We start from the raw sequence: 17,148 nt of genomic DNA, 5'->3' as shown, positions 1-17,148 counted from the left end.
TCATCACCTCAAAACGACGGGGCTACCATCGCAAGTCCTTCGGTTTCATTAAATCCCATCATAATGTTCATATTCTGTACGGCTTGTCCGGCCGCTCCTTTTTGCATATTATCTATGACACTGACAATAATCAGCCGTTGTGTCCGTTCATCGACTGTCAGTCCAATGTGGCACTGATTGGAATGCGTGACATGACTGATATCCGGCAGCGTCCCATAATCAAGTACAGTGACGAACGGATCGTTCGCGTACCATTTTTTATAGAGATTGTGTATGTGTTCAGAATCTGACCCACTTTTAAGGTCCGCATAGATTGTAGAGAGTATACCGCGGTTGACCGGGAGCAGATGCGGAACGAATGATACTTTTACATTATCCGCACCCATCTGACCTAACTTTTCCTCAATTTCAGGCGTGTGCCGATGTGTGCCGGCTTTGTATGCCTTAAATGCTTCATTTTTGTTGGCAAAATGCGTGACAGCTGATAAGCTTTTACCTGCTCCCGTCACACCAGACTTGGCGTCAATAATCAGCCTGTCCGTATTAATCAGCTGCTCCGATACTGCCGGGTAAAGTCCCAGCAGAATACTCGTGGGGTAACACCCTGGATTAGCTACCAGTGACGTCTGGCTGATGGCCTCTTTGTTCATTTCCGGCAGGCCATAAACCGCCTGCCCGTGAAGCTCTGGGTAGCTGATTGCTGTCTCGTACCAGTCTTCATATACTTTCAAGTCGTTCAGTCTGAAGTCCGCCCCGGCATCAATGACTTTCTTTCCTTCATCTATGCACTGTTTTACCATGTTTTCGCTTTTTCCATGAGGGAGGCAGATGAATACCACATCAGACTTGCTGATCACTTCCTGATTTGATTCAAACTGAGCATCATACTGGCCTTTAAAGGACGGATAAAGCGTCGAGAACGCTGCACCCTGATTGTTTTCAGATGAGATACCTGATATGTCTACACCCTCATGTTTCATCAGTATCCCAATCAGTTCCGATCCGACATACCCACTCGCTCCGATGACTCCGACTTGTACCATACTCATAAATGGATTCCTGACTGAATCGGAGCTGCCGTTTCATTTGCTACTTTTCCAAAAGTCATTTTCTGTTTCATTTCAGCCTGAATCACACTGGATAAACCGTACAAGTTGATGAATCCTTCAGCATCTCCCTGGTTATAGACATCATCTTCGTCAAATGTAGCAAAAGCCTCAGAATACAGACTGTATGGAGATTCCACGCTTGAAACAATCATGTTGCCTTTATAGACTTTCAGTTTCACTGTTCCTGATACTGTCTTCTGCGTTTCATCCACGAATGCATCCAGCGCCTGTTTCAACGGAGTGAAGTACTGGCCATTGTAAATCAGTTTGGCGTAAGTCTGAGCAATCTCCTGCTTGTGCTGCAGTGTTTCTTTATCCAGAGTAATCATTTCCAGCTGCTCATGGGCAAAGTATAGGAGCGTTCCGCCTGGTGTTTCGTAGACGCCCCTGCTCTTCATACCGACCAGTCTGTTCTCGATCATATCCAGAATACCTATTGCATGCTCGCCGCCGATGGTATTAAGAGTCTTTATGAGACTGACGCCGTCCATTTCCTGTCCATCAACAGCAACTGGGATGCCTTCTTCAAAAGTGATACTGACATAGCCTGCTTCGTCCGGTGCCTGTTCCGGCGAGACACTCATTTCCAGTATGTCGTCGTATTTCGGCTCGTTCATTGGATTTTCAAGGTCCAGTCCTTCGTGCGATAAATGCCACAGGTTCTTATCTTTGGAGTAATTGGTTTCTCTGGATATTTTCAAAGGAATCTGATGTTTTTCCGCGTAGTCTATAGCTTCCTCACGTGAAGTAATGTCCCAGCTTCTCCAAGGTGCAATGATATCCAGTTCCGGAGCCAGTGCCTTAATGCCCATTTCAAAACGGACCTGGTCATTCCCTTTCCCGGTACATCCGTGACAGATCGCATCGGCCCCTTCCTGCTTGGCTATGTCCACCAGTGCTTTCGAAATGATCGGACGTGCCGTTGCTGTTCCTAACAGGTATTTATTCTCGTAAATCGCTCCTGCTTTCAGCGTCGGAAAAATTGAATCATAGACAAACGACTCTTCGATTTCTGCCAGATAGAATTTTGATGCCCCCGTTTTAAGTGCCTTTTCTTCTAATCCGATCAGCTCATCTTCCTGACCGACATTTGCTGTGACTGCAATGATTTCACTTCCGTAATGTTCTTTGAGCCAATGAATGATGACTGATGTATCAAGTCCTCCAGAATATGCCAGTACAATTTTGTCATATGTTTTGTTAGTCATTTTGCATTCTCCTTTTTCTCATTTCTTTTAATTTGTTTAATTTTAGGTATAAAAAAAACGCCACTGTGTCTTTACACAGAGACGATTGCATCGCGGTACCACTCTATTTGCAGATTCAGTTGAAGCAAGGGCTTCTTCAGTCTAAACTTTAATGCCTTGCTCGAAAGGATGAATTCTTTCTTTATCTGCCAACTCTTTGCATTAACGCTGCACACGGCACTTCTTTACAGGTAAATTAATTTCAATATGCTGACAATCCGCTCGGACCGATTCATTCGGCCTAACTTGACTGCATACCTGCTTAGAAGGCATCTCACAAGCTCGTTTCGATGACCGGTCATGTCAGCCTTCCACTCTATGCTGACTCGCTGGGATGAGGGGGATCATCTACTTTCTTGATTTCTGATGTTAAAAAGAAGTGTACAACATGTTTCGGTCGCTGTCAACAGATAATATTAAATAAATTGTATATTTTATGGATTAATTGCACTTTATGGCTATTTATGGCTATTTGTATACATTTTATATTCGTTTTAAGTATATCTCTTTATACGAGACTGCCCGGTTCCGGTCGGGTCGGACATTTCAAATTCTGTCTGAGAATTAAAAAAAGCCAGAGCGGTGAATTACGCCCTGGCTTTTAACTAGCTCAACCTGATTGTCAGGCTGGCTATCTATCTAACTATTTTTCAGCTGACCAGTCAGTTCAATAATGCGGTCGACTGATTCGTCGAGATAATTGATCGTATCTTTCAGTGGTTTATCTGTAGTGATATCGACTCCAGCAACGAGCGGCGCTTCAGCAGGAACTTTCTGTCCACCTAATGCCAGGAATTCCAGCCAGCCATCTACAGACTCTTCCCCGCTCTTGATCTTTAGGAATGCCTGTGTTGCGATAGTGAGTCCAGCTGAATAAGTGTACGGATAAAGACCCATGTAGTAGTGGATCTGACGCATCCAGGTCAGTTCAGCACCTGGTTCCAGCTCAACCGCGTCGCCCCAGAACTGTTCCAGAATATCACGCTTAATTTCGCTCAGCTTGTTCGCATCGAAACTTTTACCGGCATCGATCAGACGATACACTTCACGCTGATAAGCCGCTTCAAGCAGATGCGTGACAAAGTTATGGAAATACGTACGTGAAATCATCTTGGACAGAACTGATCGTTCCATGCGTGGGTCGTCAGTCTTGTTTTTCAGATAATCTGTCAGCAGCAGCTCATTGAATGTCGAGGGTCCCTCAATCAGATAAAGTGACGGACGTGCGCTTGTCAGTGGATTGTTCTCATTGGACAGAACACCCTGACCAGCGTGTCCCAGTTCGTGGAACAACGTGTAGGCATCAGTCAGCTGACCTGTCCATGTGACCATTACATACGGGTGCTTGCCATACGTTGTTGAACAGAATGCACCGGAACGCTTCCCGATATTCTGAGCAAAGTCCACCCAGCGTTCTGGATACGAACGCAGAATCATATCGACATAGTCCTGACCCAATGGTGCCAGTGCATCCTTGACCAGACCTTTTGATTCATCGATAGTCACAGGCAGCGTATATTCCGGATCAAGATCGACTTTCAGGTCAGCATAAGTCATCTTATCCAGCCCGTGAACTTCTTTCAGATGTGTAATGAACTTGCGCATGACTGGAGCGAAATCAGTCATGATCGTATCGATCTGTCGGTGATACAGATCCTGATCGACTTCCTGACTTTCCAGCAGGTAGTCAAAGATCGAGTCATAGCCGCGCATCACTGACAAGGTTTTTTCCTTCTGCAGATGTGTATAGTACGCAGTCGCTACAACATTCTTGTAGCTGCCGAGGACCTGGTTGAACTTGTCATAGGCTGCTCGACGGATTTCTGGATTTTCGTGATACATATACACTTCTTCATATAGGACGAAGCTTAATGGGTATTCTTTTCCGTCCACTTCAAATGTCCCGTAGTCTGCATCATTTGAACGCGCCTGTTCAAAGATCTCAGATGGTGCATTAAATACAGGTGAAAGCTGGGCAAGGGCTTCTTCCACTTTCGGATCCAGTTTAGCACGCTTGGATTTCTTGATTTTACGGATGAACGTCTCGTAAGCTGCATCTTTTTCAACTAAAGCGTTCAATGTTGATTCGTCCAGATCTTCAAGCTGTGACTGGAAGAAACTCAAGCGGGCACTAACGCCAGCAAGAATATTCGAGACTCGACGCGTAACCTGCTGGGCCTCCCCATCGGAAATATCTACAGAGACTGGCAGGTGCCCGTACTGACCCAGATGTGAGGCAGTGGCCATTAACCCTTCGTATTCCTTGATCGCCTCAACGACTGTGTCCGCATCATCCAGTTTGCCATCATACTTAGATGCAAATGCAGCGACATCTTCAGGCAGCTGTTCTGCCGTCTGGTTAAACTCTTCTTCTGTTGCAAAAATAGCAGACAGGTCCCACTTCAACTCTTCTGCTACTTCAGATCGTTTAAGTAATTGTTCTGACATGTGTGTGATCTCCCCTTCGTAATAAAGAAAAGTTAATAGAAGCAATGTGACAAAGTGTCATGTTTTGTTTAAAAAATGAACACTTGATTAAAGTGTCATCACATTTTCTATTCACTTTCTTATTTTATTATAGCACCTTTTTTAATATTTAAAAGAAAAAATCTCGTTGCTGAAGGACTTATTTAGATTAGAAAGAGACCGAAACGGGTTCGGTCTCTACGTTAAATCAGTTCATTTTCACTTTTTGAATGCATTGCATAGTCCTAACTGATTAGTCATAAGGATACGTTTGTTGACTATTCATTCGTGGATGCTTATAGACGGTGAGGTTATCGCCCACTCAACTAGCTTATTGCATCTGAGTGGGCGAAAATCCAGGTTTTAATGACTACTCAGCTTGCTTTCCCTTCTGGGTGGTCAAATATTCAGGTATTAATGACTACTCAGCTTCGTTTTCCTTCTCAGTGGGCACTAATTCCACAAATAATGCCCACTCAACCGGCGTTTCTGCCTGAGTGGGCATTAATGGATATATTTACTCGTACTTTTACTAATTTTCGTCGGATTGTCTTACAAAATCTGACTGAGAAACAGCTTGGTCCGCTCATGTTTCGGATGATCAAAGAACGCTTCTGGTTCGGCCATTTCGACAATTTCTCCTTTATCGAATAGAACTAGGCGGTCAGCTACCTGACGGGCAAATCCCATCTCGTGTGTGACCACGATCATGGTCATGCCGGACTCTGCAAGATTACGCATGACGTCCAGCACTTCATTGACCATCTCCGGATCCAAAGCCGATGTCGGTTCGTCGAACAGCATGATCTTTGGCTGCATCGCCAGGGCTCTGGCTATGGCCACCCTCTGCTGCTGTCCACCAGAGAGCTGACCGGGGAACTTATCGGCCTGCTCCGGAATACCGACCCTTTCAAGCAGATTGCGAGCAATCTCTTCAGCCTTTCCTTTCTTCCACTTTCTTACCCATATCGGGGCCAGCGAAACATTCTTCAGAATCGTCATATGTGGAAATAGATTGAACTGCTGGAAAACCATGCCTGTTTCCTTGCGAATCTCTTCTACGTGTTTCAGATCATCGGTCAGTTCGATCCCGTCGATTTCAATCGATCCACTCTGAAATTCTTCCAGTGCATTCAGCGTCCGTATAAAGGTCGACTTACCAGAACCGGACGGCCCCAGAACAACGATGACTTCTCCCTGCCTGACAGTCAGATCGACGTCCTTGATGACGTGGAGATCGCCATACCATTTGTTCAGTTTCTCTACTTTGATGATGACTGGGCTGTCCTCAGTGACTGTTCCCAGTTTTTCTGTTCCAGCTGTTTCTTCCATTGCTATCCCTCTTTTCTCTGTTTTAATGTGTCCTCACCTTTTGATCAGGTCTTTATCTGCTGCCTTTTGACAAGCTGCGTTCTAGATATCGGCTGACATAAGCCATCAGATAACAGAAAATGAAGTAGAATGCAGCAACGAATACGTATAGCTCCAGATACCTGCCTAAATATTCCGGGTTATTTGAAATTCGTCTGGCTGTCCCTAAGAAATCAGCGAGTCCGATAATGGCCACCAGTGAAGTATCCTTTAAAATCGTAATGAACAAGCCTACCATTGCGGGAATGACAGCTTTCAGAGCCTGCGGCAGGATAATGAAGAAGGTCGTTTTCACCTTATTCAGTCCAAGTGCCTGGGCAGCTTCGAACTGTCCTGACGGAATCGACTGCAGTCCCCCGCGGACATCCTCTGCAAGATAAGCCGCTGCAAAGAACACATAAGCGATCATGGCCCGAGTCACATTATCGAGTCCTGTCTGTCCACCTAAAAATAGAGGGATCAAGAGCTGCCCGATAAACAGAACCATGATAAGCGGGATACCCCGTACCAGTTCAATGTAAGCAATACAGACATATTTCACTGCCGGGAGACTGCTTCGACGACCGAGCGCCAGCAGGATCCCCAGAGGAAAACAGCCAATGATCGCTACTGATGCCAGAATGACTGTCAAAAGCCATCCTCCCCAGTATCGGCTTAAGACGGGATCAAGCAGGCCACCGAAACCCATGATGAGCCCGATCGTTAGTGGGAAGTACAGACCCCAGAGAACCAGCACAGGTATTTTAAGCCTGTCAATTTTACCACCCAGAACATATCCTCCTGCGATCAGTCCGATACATGCCGCTAAGTTTAAGGATGTATTAAGTGTCGTCCACGGAACAGCCGCAAAAGCCAGATAGACCGCTCCGAAAGTGAAAGCCACAGCTTTTCCAGCGCCCCGCCACAAGCCCCAGGTCAACCCGATCATAAGCGAGGCGTAATATAAGCCGAACCATAGTCGCCATAATTCATCTAGCGGATACTGGCCGATCATCAGAAGCCTGAGGTGGATATAGACGACATCCCAGCTGTTTTCCAGAACAAAGCTGACGACCTGATACAGAACAAAGACAGTAAACAGACCGGTCAGCACGGTCAGCACAGTATTTTTCTTATTGCCGAATAAATTTTTCCTTAACGCCTGTCCAAACGGCTCATTTTTCTGCCTGTCGAGATGAGGGGAATCTGTCACCTCCAGACTGTTTGTCGGCTCACCTTTGTAATGAAGGTTATCATTGATCATCCTGCACCCCTACCTTTCGACCAACTGGAATTTTTTATTGAAGATATTCATAAATAGTGAAGTCGTCAGGCTGAAAAACAGATACACTGCAATCATAATAACGATCACTTCCAGCGTGCGTCCTGACTGGTTGATGACTGTATTCCCTACGCCGACAATTTCCTGATACCCGACAGCCATCGCCAGGGATGAATTCTTGATCAGATTAAGGTACTGACTGGTCATCTGCGGAATGATGATCCGGATAGCCTGAGGAAAGATAACCAGTCTCATGGCTGTGGCGGATCTGAATCCTAGAGCTTTTGTGGCTTCAACTTGTCCTTTTGGCACGGCCTGAACGCCTCCACGGACAATTTCAGCAATATAGGTTGAGGTGAAAATAGTCAGAGCCACCAATACTGATAGAAAAGGTGTGGATAGCGACAGGCCACCTGTTACGGCTGCTCCTGTATGTGCAGGAATCGTCAGCTGAAATGGACCTTCACCTGTTACAAGATAAGCTGCTCCGCATAACAGGATGAACGTACCGATTGCTGATAGGAAAGGGTGAGTATTCTTTCCTTCCTCCACTTCTCTCTTCATCTGCCACTTGTATACCCAGATAGCTGCCCCTATGACTACCAGGAGCAGCAGCGCCCATAATGCACTGCCTTCATGAAGAGTTGCCCATGGGATCACGGCTCCACGATTAGAAAGGTAGAAAGGGCCTATACTTAAAGCCTCCTGGATTCTTGGGAGGGGAAGAAACACAGCAAAGTTCAGAACAAATATCTGAAGCAGCAGTGGTGTATTCCTGAATATATCAATATAAACAGAAGCTACCTTGCTCAGCAGCCAGTTATCTGACATTTTTGCAATCCCGACCAGTACCCCTATAATCGTTGCCAGAATAATACCGAAAAAGGACACTCTCAACGTACTGACGATTCCTACCATTATGGCTCTTACATAAGGATCGCTCGTACTGTATTCGATCATGGCTTCATTAATATTGAATCCGGCTCTTGCATTTAAAAAATCAAACCCGAATGACATACCGATTCGCCTCAGACCCGTCATTGTATTCTGAATCAGAATCCAAAGCAGCAGACCAATGATGGCAAGGAAGATGATCTGCAGGATAACTGGTACGAACTTTCTGCTTCTCCAAATCGGTGTTTTTTTATTTTCTTCTTTTGGTGGCATGTTTTTCACTCCTTTGGCCTCAAGTCCTGCCGACCGCTCTCCTGTTATCATTTGAAAGAGGCCCGCTATTATGCAGGTCAGCAGGCCTCTTGTCTGTCTCATCTCTTTTTACTTTTCTGTACTTTCTTATTCATCTCATACCTGCAGTAGTGATTTATCTGAACGGCATGGAGTAGTGCAGTCCACCGTCCTGATACAATGCGTTCATGCCTCGAGGCAAATCAAATTGTGTATCCGGTCCAAGATGTCGATCATAGATTTCTCCATAGTTTCCTACCTGCAAAATAGCCTGATAGGCAAAATCACTTTCCAGTCCCAGATAGCCGCCTAAATCGTCTTCTACGCCTAGGAGACGTCTGATGTCTGGGTCGTCACTGTCCAGAAAATCATCTACATTATCCTGTGTAATTCCGAATTCCTCAGCCTGTATCAGTGCGAATACGATCCAGCTGACGACATCATTCCACTGATCGTCTCCGTGCAGTACTGCTGGAGCCAGTGGTTCTTTTGACAACGTGTCTTCCAGGATGACATGTGCATCCGGATCATCCAGTACAGCAAAGGCTGATACAAGTCCTGAGCGGTCAGTTGTCCATGCATCAACAGAGCCTGATTCATATGCAGCAATAAGGGCATCTCGATCATCAAAAGTCTGTGTCTCGTAGCTGACTCCCAGAGCTTCCATCTGATCCGCAAGATTCAGTTCTGTTGTGGTGCCCGTCTCGACCCCAATGATCATCCCTTCCAGATCCTCCAATGAAGAGACACCAGAATCAGCTCCGACCATCATTCCCTGCCCGTCATAGAACGTTACCGGAGCAAAGTCCAGTCCGACTTCCGTATCCCGGCTCGCAGTCCACGTCGTGTTTCTCAGAAGGACGTCTACTTCTCCCGTCTGAACAGCTGTAAATCTTTCTTGAGCTGAAAGTGGGCGATAATTAACCGCCTCAGCATCACCGAGCACGCCTGCAGCAATCGCTTTGGCAAAATCGATATCAAATCCTGTATAGTTCCCATCGCTATCGACGTACCCAAAACCAGGCAGCTGATCATTTACACCGGCATTCAGTTCTCCACGGTCCAGAACAGCTGAGAGTGTTTCACCGGAAGTGGCTGCTGCATTATCCCCATCCACGCCTTCTGCTTCATCAGTTCCTCCTGCACAAGCTGTCAGGGTCAATAGAGCAGCTGCACTCAGTAAATATTTGCTATAATTCTTCATCTGGTATTCCTCCTAATCTCAAATAGTGTTCAGTAAGAAAAGTATGATGATTCCAGTCTTTTAACTTTATTGGCTGGAATATGGTTCATTTCCTGGCATTACATATTACTGAGATTATTATATAGTGTGATAAATCTAAATGGAATCATTAAATTAGAAATTACTCATTATTTATTAACCTAAAACTAACCTGATACCGGTTCTTAAAAAACTAACGTCAAATAAAATGTGCATTGTCTACGCTTTCACACTTGTGACAAGCTTGTCACATTTACTAACTTCAATCATAATATGTCGACAAGTTATATTTATGATTTCTTCTAACTGTCCCATGAGCCACTTCTAAAACACAAAAACACCCCACGATTAGAATGACTCTCATCGTGGGGTGTTCGGTTCATTTATTCTTTTCAGTCATTGTTCCCTGATCAGTAGCCCGATTCGTAGCTGACTACATTTCTCGGCAAGTCCTCTCCCTTAAGGTAAGCGTCCAGGTTCTCTTCAAATACTGGGAACAGACTCTCATCATAATCGTCAAGCGTACCTGATATATGTGGGGTCAGCAGGATATCTTTCCGTTTATAAATCGGGTGTTCTTCCGGCAGCGGCTCCTGATGAACGACATCCAGAGCAGCATATTCCAGATAGCCTTTATCCAATGCCTCCAGCAGATCATCTGTGACTACAGTCTGACCGCGTCCGACATTGATGAAGATGGCTGTTTTCTTCATTTCTTTAAACAGTTCGAGATCGAATAAGTCCTTCGTCTGATCCGTCAGAGGTAAAATGTTGACAACTACATCAGCCAGTGGTAAAGCTTTTTTCAGATCATCCTGAGTGACCTGTTCATCCATATACTCAACATTTTTTCCGCTGCGGTTGACTCCGATCGTGTGCATTCCGAATGCTTTGGCCAGTTTCCCGGTCTGCTTACCAATTTCTCCGGCACCGACGATCAGCATCGTCTTCTGATTCATTTCACGTGCCTTATCGACCTGGTCCCATTTTGACTGATTCTGCATAAGAATAGAATGGCCGATACCTCTTGTGTAACTCAGCAGCATCCCCATAATGGATTCTGCGATTGCATATTTATGTATGCCGCTCGCATTGGTCAGTACGATGCCTTTATCTTTCAGTTTTTCCAGATCCATATAATCCACACCTGCAGATTCAAGCTGGATCCATTTGGTATTCAATTCATCACTGTCCAGAAGGCGGGCCCCTTCTTCCTTGTTCCATCCATAAACGATCTCGATATCTGAAACAGATGAGACCTCATCAAGCGAAGACGCCACTGTGTAGTCTTCTGTCCTCTCCTTGAGTGCCTCCAGCTGCTTTTCTTTAAATGGTCTTAGACTAAGTATCACTTTTGTCACATCACTCACTCCCTCTCTGATAGTGTATAGATTCCTTTACGAAAACTCAACTATCAGTGATTATGGCAGAGAGGAATACTGTCCGGTAACCGTATCGAGTTTCTGAAGCTCATTAGTAGAGACATTGAACCGGTAGATGCCGATCATATTGGACCATGCGACCCCATCTTGTTCGACAGGCTCTCTGACTTCAATATTGACCCAGTCCTGTTCTGCCTGATTGACAAAATAAATATACTTTTCAAAGGCTAGATTTTCATGAAGCATCAGCTGATCGAATGCATAATTTTCTGCCTCCTCTTTTGTCCATTCATGCTCAGCCTCGTCAGACTCTTCCTCAGCCTCTGCTTTTTGAGCGAACCAGACATCCAGCTCCTCATCGGATGCTTCTTCCATCGATTGCCCGGTTGCATTGAAGTAGTCGTCAGAATACAAGGCAGACTGACGTTCTTCCTTATATCTGGACTCTTCAGTTTGGGCTTCAGCAACTTCTGCTGCTTTCTGTGCCTGGATTTCTTTGATTTCTTCAAGAAGCCCTTCAGCTTCTTCCCTTAATTCAGGATACTCCTCCAAATCATTCTCCAAGAGAAGACTCAATGTGCCCGCTGCTGCATCCAGCTGGTCAGCTTCATATTCTCGTATAGACTGATCAAGAAGGCTCTGGTAGTGCTCCAGGAACTCATCTGCTTCTTCTTCGGGTTCTTCTACGGACACTGCTCCATCATTTTCGGCATCTTCCGCAGGCTCTTCGATAGTCACTGCCACTTCTTCCTCTTCAGCGGCTTCATTCTGCTGACAGGCACTTAGTCCCAGTCCCATTACTGCTACAGCTAATATCCAATATCTTTTGCTCATGTCTGTTTCCTCCTCTAATCTTCGATAGTGTGGTAAGCGGCGTAGACCTCACGTTTTTTAATTTCTCGCAGGACAGCCACTTCCTTGATTGCCTCTTTACTTGAATAATTATGTTCTTCCATCACAGCCTCGACATGCTCTTTCAGGCTTAATGATTCCCAGCTTGCAGCCTCTTCTTCCTGAGGCGCACTGTTTCCTTCTGCAATCAGCACGAATTCTCCTCTGATCTGTTCGTTCTGAAGCCACTTCAGGACCTCATCTGTGTTTCCGCGTACGAATTCTTCAAAACGCTTGGTCACTTCTCTTGCCAGAACGAGCTGGCGTTCCTGACCAAATACAGCCACCATTTGTTCGACCACTTGTTTGATCCGATGTGGAGACTCGTAAAAGACCAGTGTGTCGCTTCGTCTGTTCAATTCTTTGAGTGTCGACACAAGCTCTTTTTTCTTTCTGGGCAGAAAACCAAAAAAGTAAAAAGGTTGTGGGCTGATACCTGAAGCAATCAGTGCAGTCAGGGCCGCATTGGGACCAGGCAATGGAATAACAGAGATGCCCTGTCTAATTGCTTCCTTTACTAATTCGACTCCCGGATCACTGATTGACGGCATTCCCGCATCACTCACCTGCGCTACCGACTGGCCACTAAGCATTTTCTCAATCAGCTGAGGCGTCCGCTCATTAATATTGTGCTCATGATAACTGATCTGAGCTGTATCAATTGCGAAATGATTCAGCAGTTTCTGGGTATTTCGTGTATCTTCCGAAGCAATCACATCAACTTCCTTAAGTGTGCGAATCGCACGGAAAGTCATGTCCTCAAGATTACCGATAGGGGTCGGCACTAAGTACAATCGACCCGTATCCTGATCTTCAAAGCTTTTCTGACTAATTTTCATGTAACTGCCTCACCTCTTTCACTACAAATTTTTTCTGTTCTTTGTATGGTCTGCTGACCCCATTGATGGCCAGATACTCGTCTTTCTGTCTGCGTGCAAGCTTCTTGAAGGCGGCCTCCGCTTTTGTTGCCTCGCTTCTCGTTCCGTGTGCTTCAGCATAAATCATCTTCAGCGGGCGTCTTTGTTTGGGACGGGTATATTTTGCGCCGATACCTTCATTGTGTTCATTCAGCCGGCGGGCCAAATCTGTCGTGTATCCGCCGTAAAGCGTCCCATCCTTGCAATGGAGGACATAAAAATAGCTGGCTTTATTGTCTTTGTTATCGTTAGTCCTGCTCATTGCCGTAAATCATCCTTCTCACTTCTGGAAAATAGTTTCCTTCTTCGTCAAATACATATAATGGGGGAAGGATCTTCAATCCGTCTTCTTTGCCTTGTTTAATCCCCTCGATCAGCAGCATATTCGCTTCCCGGTCCGGTTTCGGATAAACGAAACGAATTCTCTTCGGTGCCAGATTTACTTCTCTCATCGCATCTAGAATGTCGAAGAACCGTTCCGGCCGGTGTACAAAATAGGCTTTCCCTTTTGTTTTTAGCAGACCAGATGTAGCTTTCATCAGCTCTTTCACAGTCAGATGCAGCTCATGTCTCGCTATGGCCAGGTGTTCGTTCGGATTCTTCCGGCTGCTGTCTGACACAGTGAAATAAGGCGGATTACAGGTGATGATATCTATGGAATCCTTTTTAATGTACTCATGCACCTCATTGACATCGGCGTGTATGATGTCTATCTGTTCTGTTAATCCATTCATTTCCACGCTTCGTCCGGCCATATCCGCCAGTCTCTCCTGGATTTCTACGGCCTTAATGCGACTTCTCGTCTGTCCGCTGAGCATAAGCGCAACAGCTCCATTTCCAGAACAGAGATCAACTATCTCTGCCCGGTCATGCCCGGGCACTTTAGCAAAATGACCCAAAAGGACAGCATCCAGGGAAAATGAAAAGACAGACGGGCTTTGAATGATGTCCAGACCAAACTGCATCAGCTGATCGATCCGTTCATCTCCTTTTAGTTCAGTACTCACTGCATTCTTCCTTTATCATTTGATTAGTATCAGTATACCAAATATTTACCCTGTGCTTCATTTCTTTTTTAAAAGATAGGATCCTCTTTCTTTTATTCGACTAACTCATCCGGATCCTGAGGAATATGTTACTCTTCTCCATTCATCCTGTCGTGAAAGCCTACATTGACTTTCAGTTCCCTGAATTTAGGATCATTGTATTCTGTCTTCCAGGTGTCGTATCGGTTCCTGTACATGTTTCCTGACTCCTTCTGCCGGAAGAGATCGCAGATAGCTATCGCCTGTTCACAGTATTCCCTGCCTTTGTCCGGGTCACCTTTCTTGAATGCCAGGAGTCCCTTGTTGAAAGTAAAATCAATATGCGGTGTCAGCGCATCGATATTTTCTGAATACTCCGTGTCGAACAAAGTGATGGTTTCTTCAGCATACTCGATGTGTCCATAAAACAAAAACGTAGAGAAATTGTTCGATAAAATCGTATGAAGAAGCCTGGCTGCTGCTGGTACAGTTAAGTACTTTCTGCTCCTTTTAAGTGCCGTATGCATGAGAAAATGTGTGGTTTCAACTTCGAACACAAATCCGAAGAGGGCGTAGAGCCTCAACTCCATTTCTCCCCAGTCGTCTACCTGCATCAGATAGTTCAATACAGGCTGTGCAGTGTTTTGTTCCTTACTGTCATACAGATTCAGAATGCTATCGATGAAATAGATCAGAAACTGTCCCCAACTGTATAATGCCGGGTTCTCAGCCTCTAGTTCCGATTTGAGCTGTTTAAGTTTAACCTGATCCCTCTTACTGACATAAGCTTCTATCCGGTCAAAGGTCTTAAGTATCGCGCGGTCCTTTTTCTGCCCCATGAAATAATAGAACTCTTCAGTAGTTGTATTCAGGTTATCTAAAATCTCATAGAACAGATTAACGGGAATCACAGATTTCCCGTTTTCAAATCGTGACAGCTGTGAAATAGATAATGTATCACCAGCAGCTTCTTTCAAGGTCATGCTTTTGCTTTTTCTTATCTCTCTTATCGTGACTCCAAACATAATTCATCACCTTCTTTTTGCAGATGTGCAACTTTTTATACAGGCTCAGTGTACGCCTTTTATACTTAAAGCACAATAGAAAAAGAAAGGATGATTAACCATGTCAACCTACATTAAACGCTTCTGGAAAGATAATCTGTTTGTCGGATTACTTCTTCTTGGAAGCGCCTTGTCCCAGACCATTGCCAGCATATTGAACGCTTCTGCACTGAATGCCCTCATTGCACTCGATTTACGTTCCTTCCTGATTGCAGCAGGTCAAATGTTCACATCTTTTTTGTTTCTCCTGTTTTTCACTTATCTGCATATCGTCAAGACCAGTCAGACCAAACAGAAAATGCTGACGGCGATCCGGGAAGACATTACTTCGAAAATCGAGTCAACAAGCTACAGTCATTTTCACGATAGACAAGTCGGCACCTATGCTTCCTGGCTAAGTAATGATATGAGTATGATTGAAACTCAGTCATTTGACGGCTTTTATTCAGTCCTGACTGGCATCATAGCGAGTGTCACTTCCATCACCGCTCTCTTTTTCTTTCACTGGAGTCTGGTTGTCTGGAGCTTAGCAGCTGCCGGACTGACTCTGCTTCTTCCTCGTCTCTATCAGAAGAAAATGGCAGCTTCTACTTTGCATACCACTCAGGAAAACGAACGCTTTTTAGGAAAATCAACTGAAGTCTTAGGTGGGTATGATACCCTGTTCTCATTAAGCCTGCTTAGAAAACTGACGACAGACATAAAAAAAGCCTCTATCGCATTGGCAGAAGCCAGAAATGATCAGGCTCGTGTCATTGGTAGAGTCGCTATCCTTGGGGCCTTCGGTAATGTCTTCGGTCAAATGTCAGTACTGATTCTGACCGGCCTTCTGGCTTTTCGTGCACTGATCTCGATCGGATCGATAGCCACCACCGGAAGCCTGGCAGGAACCATTTTCAATACGGTCGGCAACATCAGTCAGCAGGTTGCTGCAATTCGTTCCACACAACCTATTTTTGATAAATTTGACAGCATACTTGCAACCGATGAAACTGATAAAACAACCCTTTTGGAACTGACCGACGGCTTCAAAATCAGAGATGCCGGCTATTCCTTCGGAGACAAGCGTATATTCAGCGGCATCGACTTCACCTTTGATCTGGGCAGAAAATATGCCGTGGTTGGTTCCAGCGGAAGCGGCAAGTCCACCTTGCTTAATATTCTGAACGGAAAACTTACTGACTACCATGGCTCCATCGCTCTTTCCAGAAGAGAACTGAAGACTGTTTCAGGTAAAGCACTTCGCAGCCACATCCTCTATGTCGACCAGATGCCTTATCTGTTCAATGAATCGATCCTCTACAATATTACATTAGGAGAGCACTTCACAGAAGCAGAAATCAGCCAGGCTCTCATTGACAGCGACCTGGATACATTTGTCAGTCAGCTTCCTGACGGGCTGGAGACAGCTGTAGGAGAAGGCGGTCGGTCCCTTTCCGGAGGACAGCGGCAACGAATCGCACTAGCCAGAGGACTGATTCGAGGGAAAACCTGCATCCTTATCGATGAAGGCACATCAAGTCTGGATGAAGAAAGTGCACTTAAAATCGAAGAAAGTCTACTGAGCAATCCGGATCTGACTGTCATTATGATTACACACCATCTGAGACAAGCGATTAAAGGACGGCTCGATGGTATTCTTTCTCTATCGTGAAAGGTCATCCGTTTGTAGAATTGACAAAAGAGGTTGGGACAAAAAGTCCTAGCTAACCAATAAACAGAAGAAAACCGAGTAGAAATGTACACCCGTACAAACCTACTCGGTTTTCTTTGTCTCAAATGCCCATTAGCCTCGTCTCTTGTTGTATTTTCTTAGATTGTTTGCCATAAATATCAGGTTCGTTTCATTTTCCACTTTCGATTGTCCACGAACTGAAAATCGAGTGAAACCTAAATTAGCCTTCACCTGTCCGAAAGTTGGCTCGACATCGATTTTTCGCTGCCTGTATAATGTAGCCCCTTCTTCAGTTGAAAGCTGTTCTTTAATTTTTAGTTTTTGCTCTTCATA

At 45.1% G+C, this 17,148-nt stretch carries 15 protein-coding genes; 1 reads left to right on the top strand and 14 read right to left on the bottom strand.

Annotation, left to right across the window (positions count from 1 at the left end; genetic code table 11):
* Positions 1-8: 8 nt before the first annotated feature.
* The 13 genes from argC to BMX79_RS09515 all read right to left on the bottom strand — a co-directional run bounded on the left by argC (position 9) and on the right by BMX79_RS09515 (position 15,101).
* Complete coding sequence (gene argC / locus BMX79_RS09575) at positions 9-1,049, bottom strand: N-acetyl-gamma-glutamyl-phosphate reductase (protein WP_218025379.1); 1,041 nt, start codon at positions 1,047-1,049, stop codon at positions 9-11.
* Entirely contained in the window at positions 1,046-2,317 is a 1,272-nt protein-coding gene (locus BMX79_RS09570) for an argininosuccinate synthase (RefSeq protein ID WP_091482060.1), read from the bottom strand. Before BMX79_RS09570 ends, argC begins: the two co-directional genes overlap by 4 nt.
* Before the next feature lie 678 nt (positions 2,318-2,995).
* Positions 2,996-4,804 carry an oligoendopeptidase F gene (pepF, locus tag BMX79_RS09565; protein ID WP_091482058.1) on the bottom strand — a complete coding sequence of 603 codons (1,809 nt, stop codon included), beginning with the start codon at positions 4,802-4,804 and terminating at the stop codon, positions 2,996-2,998.
* 570 nt (positions 4,805-5,374) lie between these two features.
* Positions 5,375-6,154, bottom strand: coding sequence for an amino acid ABC transporter ATP-binding protein (locus tag BMX79_RS09560; RefSeq protein ID WP_091482055.1), 780 nt, complete (start codon positions 6,152-6,154; stop codon positions 5,375-5,377).
* A gap of 52 nt (positions 6,155-6,206) precedes the next feature.
* Positions 6,207-7,436 carry an amino acid ABC transporter permease gene (locus tag BMX79_RS09555; protein ID WP_091482052.1) on the bottom strand — a complete coding sequence of 410 codons (1,230 nt, stop codon included), beginning with the start codon at positions 7,434-7,436 and terminating at the stop codon, positions 6,207-6,209.
* A gap of 9 nt (positions 7,437-7,445) precedes the next feature.
* Positions 7,446-8,621 carry an amino acid ABC transporter permease gene (locus tag BMX79_RS09550; RefSeq protein ID WP_091482049.1) on the bottom strand — a complete coding sequence of 392 codons (1,176 nt, stop codon included), beginning with the start codon at positions 8,619-8,621 and terminating at the stop codon, positions 7,446-7,448.
* 154 nt (positions 8,622-8,775) lie between these two features.
* Complete coding sequence (locus tag BMX79_RS09545) at positions 8,776-9,843, bottom strand: amino acid ABC transporter substrate-binding protein (protein WP_091482045.1); 1,068 nt, start codon at positions 9,841-9,843, stop codon at positions 8,776-8,778.
* A 428-nt stretch (positions 9,844-10,271) separates the two neighbouring features.
* Entirely contained in the window at positions 10,272-11,222 is a 951-nt protein-coding gene (locus BMX79_RS09540) for an NAD(P)-dependent oxidoreductase (RefSeq protein ID WP_143059434.1), read from the bottom strand.
* A gap of 60 nt (positions 11,223-11,282) precedes the next feature.
* Positions 11,283-12,077 carry a hypothetical protein gene (locus BMX79_RS09535; RefSeq protein WP_091482040.1) on the bottom strand — a complete coding sequence of 265 codons (795 nt, stop codon included), beginning with the start codon at positions 12,075-12,077 and terminating at the stop codon, positions 11,283-11,285.
* 14 nt (positions 12,078-12,091) lie between these two features.
* Entirely contained in the window at positions 12,092-12,973 is an 882-nt protein-coding gene (rsmI, locus tag BMX79_RS09530; protein WP_091482038.1) for a 16S rRNA (cytidine(1402)-2'-O)-methyltransferase, read from the bottom strand.
* Entirely contained in the window at positions 12,963-13,313 is a 351-nt protein-coding gene (locus BMX79_RS09525) for a GIY-YIG nuclease family protein (RefSeq protein ID WP_091482035.1), read from the bottom strand. The genes rsmI and BMX79_RS09525 overlap by 11 nt, the downstream gene beginning before the upstream one ends.
* Positions 13,300-14,058 (bottom strand): tRNA1(Val) (adenine(37)-N6)-methyltransferase, encoded by a 759-nt coding sequence (locus BMX79_RS09520; RefSeq protein WP_246117679.1) that lies wholly within the window; start codon positions 14,056-14,058, stop codon positions 13,300-13,302. The genes BMX79_RS09525 and BMX79_RS09520 overlap by 14 nt, the downstream gene beginning before the upstream one ends.
* A gap of 128 nt (positions 14,059-14,186) precedes the next feature.
* The gene (locus BMX79_RS09515) at positions 14,187-15,101 is read right to left on the bottom strand and encodes an Rgg/GadR/MutR family transcriptional regulator (RefSeq protein ID WP_091482032.1); all 915 of its coding nucleotides are present in this window, start codon (positions 15,099-15,101) and stop codon (positions 14,187-14,189) included.
* 100 nt (positions 15,102-15,201) lie between these two features.
* On the opposite strand from BMX79_RS09515, the gene BMX79_RS09510 reads away from it, so the two are divergent.
* The gene (locus tag BMX79_RS09510; RefSeq protein WP_091482030.1) at positions 15,202-16,794 is read left to right on the top strand and encodes an ATP-binding cassette domain-containing protein; all 1,593 of its coding nucleotides are present in this window, start codon (positions 15,202-15,204) and stop codon (positions 16,792-16,794) included.
* Positions 16,795-16,926: 132 nt separating this feature from the next.
* Here BMX79_RS09510 and BMX79_RS09505 read toward each other — a convergent pair.
* A partial coding sequence (locus BMX79_RS09505) for a transposase (protein ID WP_143059433.1) occupies positions 16,927-17,148 on the bottom strand: 222 nt, incomplete at its 5' end.

It is taken from the genome of Alkalibacterium pelagium, assembly GCF_900109325.1.
Classification (GTDB): Bacteria; Bacillota; Bacilli; order Lactobacillales; family Carnobacteriaceae_A; genus Alkalibacterium; species Alkalibacterium pelagium.
The sequence above is the reverse complement of the archived record's forward strand: the minus strand, read 5'-3'. Positions and strand labels throughout refer to the sequence as shown.

What these genes read in the sequence shown, in the direction of transcription:
- BMX79_RS09535 (WP_091482040.1), bottom strand. Translation starts at nt 12,077, where the DNA reads ATGAGCAAAAGATATTGGATATTAGCTGTAGCAGTAATGGGACTGGGA.
- BMX79_RS09555 (WP_091482052.1), bottom strand. Translation starts at nt 7,436, where the DNA reads ATGATCAATGATAACCTTCATTACAAAGGTGAGCCGACAAACAGTCTG.
- BMX79_RS09510 (WP_091482030.1), top strand. Translation starts at nt 15,202, where the DNA reads ATGTCAACCTACATTAAACGCTTCTGGAAAGATAATCTGTTTGTCGGA.
- BMX79_RS09525 (WP_091482035.1), bottom strand. Translation starts at nt 13,313, where the DNA reads ATGAGCAGGACTAACGATAACAAAGACAATAAAGCCAGCTATTTTTAT.
- BMX79_RS09545 (WP_091482045.1), bottom strand. Translation starts at nt 9,843, where the DNA reads ATGAAGAATTATAGCAAATATTTACTGAGTGCAGCTGCTCTATTGACC.
- pepF (WP_091482058.1), bottom strand. Translation starts at nt 4,804, where the DNA reads ATGTCAGAACAATTACTTAAACGATCTGAAGTAGCAGAAGAGTTGAAG.
- argC (WP_218025379.1), bottom strand. Translation starts at nt 1,049, where the DNA reads ATGAGTATGGTACAAGTCGGAGTCATCGGAGCGAGTGGGTATGTCGGA.
- BMX79_RS09570 (WP_091482060.1), bottom strand. Translation starts at nt 2,317, where the DNA reads ATGACTAACAAAACATATGACAAAATTGTACTGGCATATTCTGGAGGA.
- BMX79_RS09515 (WP_091482032.1), bottom strand. Translation starts at nt 15,101, where the DNA reads ATGTTTGGAGTCACGATAAGAGAGATAAGAAAAAGCAAAAGCATGACC.
- rsmI (WP_091482038.1), bottom strand. Translation starts at nt 12,973, where the DNA reads ATGAAAATTAGTCAGAAAAGCTTTGAAGATCAGGATACGGGTCGATTG.
- BMX79_RS09550 (WP_091482049.1), bottom strand. Translation starts at nt 8,621, where the DNA reads ATGCCACCAAAAGAAGAAAATAAAAAAACACCGATTTGGAGAAGCAGA.
- BMX79_RS09560 (WP_091482055.1), bottom strand. Translation starts at nt 6,154, where the DNA reads ATGGAAGAAACAGCTGGAACAGAAAAACTGGGAACAGTCACTGAGGAC.